The sequence below is a fragment of the Blastococcus sp. KM273129 genome, from assembly GCF_021698995.1.
Taxonomy (GTDB): Bacteria; Actinomycetota; Actinomycetes; order Mycobacteriales; family Geodermatophilaceae; genus Blastococcus.
This window is the reverse complement of record NZ_SSXB01000130.1, coordinates 1-6,831: the sequence shown is the minus strand read 5'-3', so window position 1 is coordinate 6,831 and position 6,831 is coordinate 1. Positions and strand designations below refer to the sequence as shown.

Here is a 6,831-nt window from a genome sequence, read left to right as displayed (position 1 = left end):
GCCGAGCAGGAACGGGAAGTCGTCGTTGATCCCGCCCTCGCGGTAGTGCAGATCGGTGTGGCAGACCCCGCACGCCTGCACGTCCACGACCGCCTCGCCGGGGCCGGGATCCGGCACCACGATCGTCTCCACCGTCACCGGCTCGCCCTTGCCGCGGGCCACCACACCTCGCACCTCGTACGCCATGTGACGAAGCCTAGGGCCCACCCCGGCACGCGACTCGGGGCCGTCCCGGCCATGAACGGTGAGTCACACCCCGGTCACAGCAGCCTGTTGAACGCGCAATCTGCTCGCACACCACGTACGGTCCCACGCGATAGCGACCCAGATCACAGAGCATCGGGCGCGTCCCGGTCGCGTCCAACCGGCCGTACCGGTCCCGTCCCCGGAGGTTGTCCCCGTGGCAGTACCCGCCTTCCTGGCTCGCGACCGCATCGTCGCCAAGCCGGGCTTCAACCGCTGGCTCATCCCGCCGGCGGCGCTCGCCGTGCACCTGTGCATCGGCCAGGCGTACGCGACCAGCGTCTACAAGACGGCGCTGGTCGAGCACTTCGACGCGAGCCTCACCGCGATCGGCATCATCTTCTCGATCGCCATCGTCATGCTCGGTCTCTCCGCCGCCGTCTTCGGCACCTGGGTGGACAAGAACGGGCCGCGCGCCGCGATGTTCACCTCGGCCGTCTTCTGGGTGAGCGGCTTCCTCGTCGGCTCGCTGGGCATCTACACCAACCAGCTCTGGCTGCTCTACCTCGGCTACGGCTTCCTCGGCGGCATCGGCCTGGGCATCGGCTACATCTCGCCGGTCTCCACGCTGATCAAGTGGTTCCCCGACCGCCCGGGCCTGGCCACCGGCATGGCGATCATGGGCTTCGGCGGTGGCGCGCTCATCGCGTCGCCGCTGTCCCGCCAGCTGATGAACTGGTACGACCCGAACTACGACCCGGCCGTCGCCGGCACGGTGCCCAGCGGCAACGCCGTCGCGGGCCTGTTCCTGACCCTCGGCCTGATCTACCTGGTCTTCATGATGTTCGGTGCGTTCATCGTCCGGGTGCCCGCGGCCAACTGGCGGCCCGACGGCTTCGACCCGTCGACCGTCAAGGCGAAGTCCCTGGTCACGACCGAGAACGTCTCGGCGAACAACGCCATCAGGACGCCGCAGTTCTGGCTGCTGTGGACCGTGCTGTTCTGCAACGTGACCGCCGGCATCGGCATCCTCGAGCAGGCGGCGCCGATGATCCAGGACTTCTTCCGGGAGGGCGACACCTCCACGGTCCTCGCCGCGACCGCGGCCGGGTTCGTCGGCCTGCTGTCGCTGTTCAACATGGCCGGCCGGATCGTGTGGTCGTCCACGTCGGACTACATCGGGCGCAAGCCGATCTACATGGTCTACCTCGGCGTCGGCATGGTCTTCTACGTCCTGCTGGCCACGGTCGGCAGCACCGCGACCTGGATCTTCGTCCTCTGCGCCGCCGTGATCCTGTCCTTCTACGGCGGTGGCTTCGCGACGGTCCCGGCGTACCTCCGCGACCTGTTCGGCACCTACCAGGTGGGTGCCATCCACGGCCGCCTGCTGACCGCCTGGGCGGCCGCCGGCATCGTCGGCCCGCTGATCGTCAACGGTGTCCTCGACCTCCAGGGCACCCCCGGTCAGCTCGTCGCCGGCGACTACCGGCCCGCCCTGTTCATCATGGTCGGGCTGCTGGCCGTCGGTTTCGTGGCGAACCTGCTGATCAAGCCGGTCGCCGAGAAGTGGTGGGAGCCCAAGCCCACCGATGTCCCGACCGCTGCCGCCGAGCCCGAACGGAGCAACGTCCGATGAGCACTCCCGCGCCGCGCACCGGCGAGCAGCCCACCACGCACACCCCGGTGGGCCTGGTCGCCTTCGCCTGGGCCCTGGTCGGCGTCCCGCTGGCCTACGGGCTCTACAACACCATCAAGGCGGCCAGCGCGCTGTTCGGCTGATCGCCCCGCTCTGCCCCGACGCCCCCGTCCGCGACCCGCGGGCGGGGGCGTCGGTCACCTCAGCGGGCTCAGCGGCAGGTGGGGGGCGAGATCGGCCCGGTTGCCGCTCGCGCTGACCTTGCCCTCGGCCAGCGCCTCGTCCCACGTCACCTGCCCGGTGGCCAGCCGCAGCCAGGTGGCCGCGTCGGTCTCCACCACGTTGGGCGGGGTGCCCCGGGTGTGCCGCGGCCCCTCGATGCACTGCACGGCGACGTGCGGCGGCACGCGGAGCTCCACGGAGCGGCCGGGCACCTGCTGGGCCAGCCACCGCGCGCTGGTCTTCACCGCCGCCCCCAGCACCGCTCGCGGCGGTTGCCCGGCCTCCCCCGCCAGCCAGGCCCGCGCCGGGTCGACCGCGGCCCGCAGCTCGTCGGCCGGGATGGGCGCCGGCATCAGGAGGTGGGGACGGTGCCCGCCGGGACCGTGCCGACGGCGTCCTCGGGCGCCCCGAACAGCGCCGGCAGGGTGGCGCTCCAGGTGGCCCGCAGCTCGTCCAGCGGCAGCGCGGCCAGCCCCTCGACCGCCAGCGCGTCGCCGCCGGTCGTCCCGAGCTCGGTGACCGGCACACCGGCCCAGCGCGCGGTGGTCTTCACCCCGCCGGGGTCGGTGGTGGTGACGACGACGCGCGCCGTCGACTCGCTGAACAGCGCGGTGAACGGGTCCTCCCCCAGCTCCAGGCGGGCACCGACGCCGTGGCGCAGGGCCGACTCGGCCAGCGCCTGGGCGAGCCCGCCGTCGGCGAGGTCGTGGGCCGACCCGATCAGCCCCTCACGGGCCAGCGCGGCCAGGAGCTCGCCGAGCGCCTTCTCGGCCGCCAGGTCCACCGCCGGCGGCCGCCCGCCGAGGTGACCGTGCACGACCGACGCCCAGGCCGAGCCGCCGAACTCCGGCCGCGTCTCGCCGAGGAGCAGCACCGTCTCCCCCGCGGCCCGCCAGCCGGAGGACACCCGGGTGCGGACGTCCTCGTGCACCCCGAGCACCCCGATGACCGGCGTCGGGTTGATGGCGACGTCGCCGGTCTGGTTGTAGAGGCTGACGTTGCCGCCGGTGACCGGCAGGCCCAGCTCGCGGCAGCCGTCGGCCAGGCCGCGGACGGCCTCGGCGAACTGCCACATCACCTCGGGGTTCTCCGGGGAGCCGAAGTTGAGGCAGTTGGTGACCGCCAGGGGCTTCGCGCCCGAGACGGCGACGTTGCGGTAGGCCTCGGCGAGGTTGAGCCGGGCGCCGGTGTAGGGGTCCAGGCGCGCGTAGCGACCGTTGCCGTCCAGCGACAGCGCGATGCCGCGGTGGGACTCCTCGTCGATCCGCACGACGCCTGCGTCGTCGGGCTGGGCCAGCACGGTGTTGCCGCGGACGTAGCGGTCGTACTGCTCGGTGACCCAGGTCTTGTCCGCGCCGTCCGGGCTGCTGACGACGGCCAGCCAGTGGGCCTCGAGCTCGGCGGCGGTGGCCGGCCGGGGCAGCCGCGCTGCGTCGTCGGCCTGGAGGGCGTCGAGGTCGGCGGGACGCCGCATCGGGCGCTCGTAGACCGGTCCCTCGTGGGCCACGGTGCGCGGCGGGACGTCGACGATCCGCTCGCCGCGCCAGTCGACCGTGAGCCGGTCGCCGTCGGTGACCTCACCGATGACGGTGGCGAGGACGTCCCACTTCGCGCAGACGGCGAGGAACGCATCGACCTTGCCCGGCTCGACGATCGCGCACATGCGCTCCTGCGACTCGCTCATCAGGATCTCGGCGGGCGTCAGGGTGGTGTCCCGCAGCGGGACGGCGTCGAGGTCGACGTGCATCCCGCCGGTGCCGGCGCTGGCCAGCTCGGAGGTCGCGCAGGAGAGCCCGGCGCCGCCGAGGTCCTGGATGCCGGTGACGAGGTCCTGGGCGAAGATCTCCAGGCACGCCTCGATGAGCAGCTTCTCGGTGAACGGGTCGCCGACCTGCACGCTCGGCCGCTTGGCCGGGCCCTCGGCGTCGAAGGTCTCGGACGCGAGGACGGAGACGCCGCCGATGCCGTCGCCGCCGGTGCGGGCGCCGAACAGGATCACCTTGTTGCCCACGCCCTCGGCCTTGGCCAGCCGGACGTCCTCGTGCTTCATCACGCCGACGCACAGCGCGTTGACCAGCGGGTTCCCCGCGTAGCAGTCGTCGAAGAGGACCTCGCCGCCGATGTTGGGCAGCCCGAGGCAGTTGCCGTAGCCCCCCACCCCGGCGACGACGCCGGGCAGCACGCGGGCGGTGTCGGCGGCGTCGGCGCGGCCGAACCGCAGCGAGTCCATGACGGCGACGGGGCGGGCGCCCATGGTGAGGATGTCGCGGACGATGCCGCCCACGCCGGTGGCCGCGCCCTGGTAGGGCTCCACGTAGCTCGGGTGGTTGTGCGACTCGACCTTGAAGGTGACCGCGTAGCCGTCGCCGACGTCGACCACGCCCGCGTTCTCGCCGATGCCGACCAGCAGCGCGTCGCTCTCCGGGAGGTCGCCGAAGCGGCGCAGGTGGACCTTGCTGGACTTGTAGGAGCAGTGCTCGCTCCACATGACCGAGTACATCGCCAGCTCCGCCGTCGTGGGGCGGCGGCCGAGGATGTCCTTGATCCGGGCGTACTCGTCGGCCTTCAGGCCCAGCTCGGCGTAGGGCTGCTCGTCGTCCGGCGTGCGCGCGGCGAGGTCGACGGTGTCGAGCCGGTGCTGCAGCCGGCCGGGGCCGGTGTCGAGGTCGGAGAGGCCCGCGGTTGCTGACTCGCTCACGCTGCGACGACCGCCTTCAGGACGCTGGTGAAGAAGCCGAGCCCGTCGGTCGACGGCCCGGTGAGGTCCTCGATCGCGTGCTCGGGGTGCGGCATGAGCCCCACGACGCGGCCGTTCTCGCTCGTCACGCCCGCGATGTCCCGGCTGGAGCCGTTCGGGTTGCCCCCGGCGTAGCGGAAGACGACGCGCCCCTCGCCCTCGAGGCGGTCGAGGTCGGCGTCGGCGGCCACGTAGCGTCCCTCGCCGTTCTTGACCGGGATGACGATGCGCTGACCGGGCCGGTAGTCCTGCGTCCAGGCGGTGTCCGCGCGCTCCACGACGAGCACCTGGTCGCGGTTGCGGAAGTGCAGGTGGCTGTTGCGGGTGAGCGCACCCGGCAGCAGCCCGGCCTCGCAGAGCACCTGGAAGCCGTTGCAGATGCCCAGCACCGGCATGCCGTCGCCCGCCGCGGCCACGACGTCGGCCATCAGCGGCGACCGGGCGGCGATGGCGCCGGCGCGCAGGTAGTCGCCGTAGGAGAAGCCACCCGGCAGGACGACGGCGTCGACGTCCTTCAGGTCGTGGTCGGCGTGCCAGAGGGCGACCGGTTCACCACCGGCGAGCCGCACCGCGCGCGCGGCGTCGACGTCGTCCAGGGAGCCCGGGAAGGTGATGACACCGATGCGCACGGTTCGTTCAGTCCTTGGGGAGGTGGAGCTCGACGTCCTCGATCACCGGGTTGGCCAGCAGCGTCTCGGCGATCTGCTTCAGCTCGGCCTCGTCGGGCGTCCCCTCGACCTCGAGCACGAAGTGCTTGCCCTGGCGGACGCTCCGGACGGAGTCGTGGCCGAGCCGGCCGAGCGCGCCGAGGACCGCCTGACCCTGGGGGTCGCTGATCTCCGGCTTCAGGACGACGTCGACGACCACGCGGGACACGACGCCGAGGGTACCGGGGCGGCGCGGGCCACCCCCGTGACCCTCGTCTCCTGCTTCCGCGTCCCCTTCTCGGGCGCCACATCGGCGATCTCGGGCCCACTCGCCCGCCGGCAGCCCGAGATCGCCGATCTCGCGCGGGACGGGCGCTGCTCAGCCGCGCCGCAGCGCGCGCCGGATCTCGACCACCACCTCGTCGGGACGGCCCAGCAGGTCCGCCGACGAGAACCGGAGGATCACCCACCCCTCGGCGACCAGCCTGTTCTGCCGCCGCAGGTCCTCGACGAACGTCTTCCGGTCGCGGTGCAGATCCCCGTCGAACTCCACGAGCACCCTGCGGTCGGGCCAGGCGAAGTCCAGCCGGCCGATGAACGCCCCGGCCGAGGTGTGGGCGCGGTACTGCAGCACCGGCGCCGGCAGGCCCGCCCGGTGCATCGACCAGCGGAACACCGACTCCATCGGCGACTCGGCGCGCGGATCACCGACCGGGAGGACGGCGCGGGCACGGGCGGCGCCCCGGCCGGAGGGACGCCGGTCCAGCGCGCCCTGGAGGTCCGCGCGCCGGCACCGGTGGGCGAGCAGCTGGTCGGTCACCGCGAGCAGGGCGGGCGCTTCCAGGATCCCGGCCAGGTCACGCCAGGTCCGCGCCGGCGTCGTCACCGGGAAGTTCCTGTGCCTGGTCACCTCGTCGTCGGCCAGGGGCACCCGGTAGAGCCGGCGGTCGACGCGGCTCTCGGCCCGCGAGCTCGCCGGCACGACCAGGTGGGCGCGCACGTCGTCCCGGTCGCGCAGCGGCACCTCCAGCTCCCAGAGGTCCGCCGCGGAGAGGTGGCTGACCACGGCACCGGCCGGCGCGGTGAGGAGCACGGCGGCCAGCCGACCGCGCGGCTCTCCGGTCAGCGCCCGCGGGAGGTAGGTGTCCCGCGACAACCGGGCGAGCTGGGGGTGGCGCAGTCCGTGGTCGCTCACCCCGGCGGCGAGCGCGGCCCGGCGGGTCGTCGGTCCGGTGATCCGCGACCGCGGGGTGCGCTTCGGCATGAGCGCAGCATGGTCGGCCGCGGGCGTCCTCCCCCGCTCCGTCCACAGGCCTCCCCGACATCGGCGCTCTCGGGCCGGAACGCTTCCCTGCAGCCCGAGAGCGCCGATGTCGGGGAGGCCTGTGGACGGAGCGGGGGAGGAC

Annotated in this window: 8 protein-coding genes; 2 read left to right on the top strand and 6 right to left on the bottom strand. The window is 73.2% G+C overall.

What is annotated here, in order from left to right; translation table 11 throughout:
* Window positions 1-186, bottom strand: a 186-nt coding sequence (locus tag E9565_RS21185) for an alcohol dehydrogenase catalytic domain-containing protein (protein WP_236836672.1), incomplete at its 3' end; no start/stop codon positions are given.
* A gap of 214 nt (window positions 187-400) precedes the next feature.
* Between E9565_RS21185 and E9565_RS21180 the strand changes: the two genes are divergently transcribed.
* Both E9565_RS21180 and E9565_RS21175 read left to right on the top strand, forming a co-directional pair.
* Window positions 401-1,819 carry an OFA family MFS transporter gene (locus tag E9565_RS21180; RefSeq protein WP_236828733.1) on the top strand — a complete coding sequence of 473 codons (1,419 nt, stop codon included), beginning with the start codon at window positions 401-403 and terminating at the stop codon, window positions 1,817-1,819.
* Window positions 1,816-1,962: a hypothetical protein gene (locus E9565_RS21175; RefSeq protein ID WP_236828734.1), complete on the top strand. Its 147-nt coding sequence runs from the start codon at window positions 1,816-1,818 to the stop codon at window positions 1,960-1,962. The genes E9565_RS21180 and E9565_RS21175 overlap by 4 nt, the downstream gene beginning before the upstream one ends.
* Before the next feature lie 54 nt (window positions 1,963-2,016).
* Here the strand turns inward: E9565_RS21175 and E9565_RS21170 are convergent, their stop codons facing one another.
* From E9565_RS21170 to E9565_RS21150, 5 genes are all read right to left on the bottom strand, one after another.
* Entirely contained in the window at window positions 2,017-2,394 is a 378-nt protein-coding gene (locus tag E9565_RS21170) for a sterol carrier family protein (protein WP_236828735.1), read from the bottom strand.
* Window positions 2,394-4,739, bottom strand: coding sequence for a phosphoribosylformylglycinamidine synthase subunit PurL (purL, locus tag E9565_RS21165; RefSeq protein ID WP_236836671.1), 2,346 nt, complete (start codon window positions 4,737-4,739; stop codon window positions 2,394-2,396). The genes E9565_RS21170 and purL overlap by 1 nt, the downstream gene beginning before the upstream one ends.
* Window positions 4,736-5,407 (bottom strand): phosphoribosylformylglycinamidine synthase subunit PurQ, encoded by a 672-nt coding sequence (gene purQ / locus E9565_RS21160; RefSeq protein ID WP_236828737.1) that lies wholly within the window; start codon window positions 5,405-5,407, stop codon window positions 4,736-4,738. The genes purL and purQ overlap by 4 nt, the downstream gene beginning before the upstream one ends.
* Before the next feature lie 7 nt (window positions 5,408-5,414).
* Entirely contained in the window at window positions 5,415-5,654 is a 240-nt protein-coding gene (gene purS / locus E9565_RS21155; RefSeq protein ID WP_236828738.1) for a phosphoribosylformylglycinamidine synthase subunit PurS, read from the bottom strand.
* A 150-nt stretch (window positions 5,655-5,804) separates the two neighbouring features.
* Window positions 5,805-6,689, bottom strand: coding sequence for a DUF559 domain-containing protein (locus E9565_RS21150; protein ID WP_236836670.1), 885 nt, complete (start codon window positions 6,687-6,689; stop codon window positions 5,805-5,807).
* Window positions 6,690-6,831 lie beyond the last annotated feature (142 nt).

Bases quoted from the DNA above. Each gene is read 5' to 3' on its own strand.
- E9565_RS21170 (WP_236828735.1), bottom strand. From the start codon at position 2,394: ATGCCGGCGCCCATCCCGGCCGACGAGCTGCGGGCCGCGGTCGACCCG.
- E9565_RS21175 (WP_236828734.1), top strand. From the start codon at position 1,816: ATGAGCACTCCCGCGCCGCGCACCGGCGAGCAGCCCACCACGCACACC.
- E9565_RS21150 (WP_236836670.1), bottom strand. From the start codon at position 6,689: ATGCCGAAGCGCACCCCGCGGTCGCGGATCACCGGACCGACGACCCGC.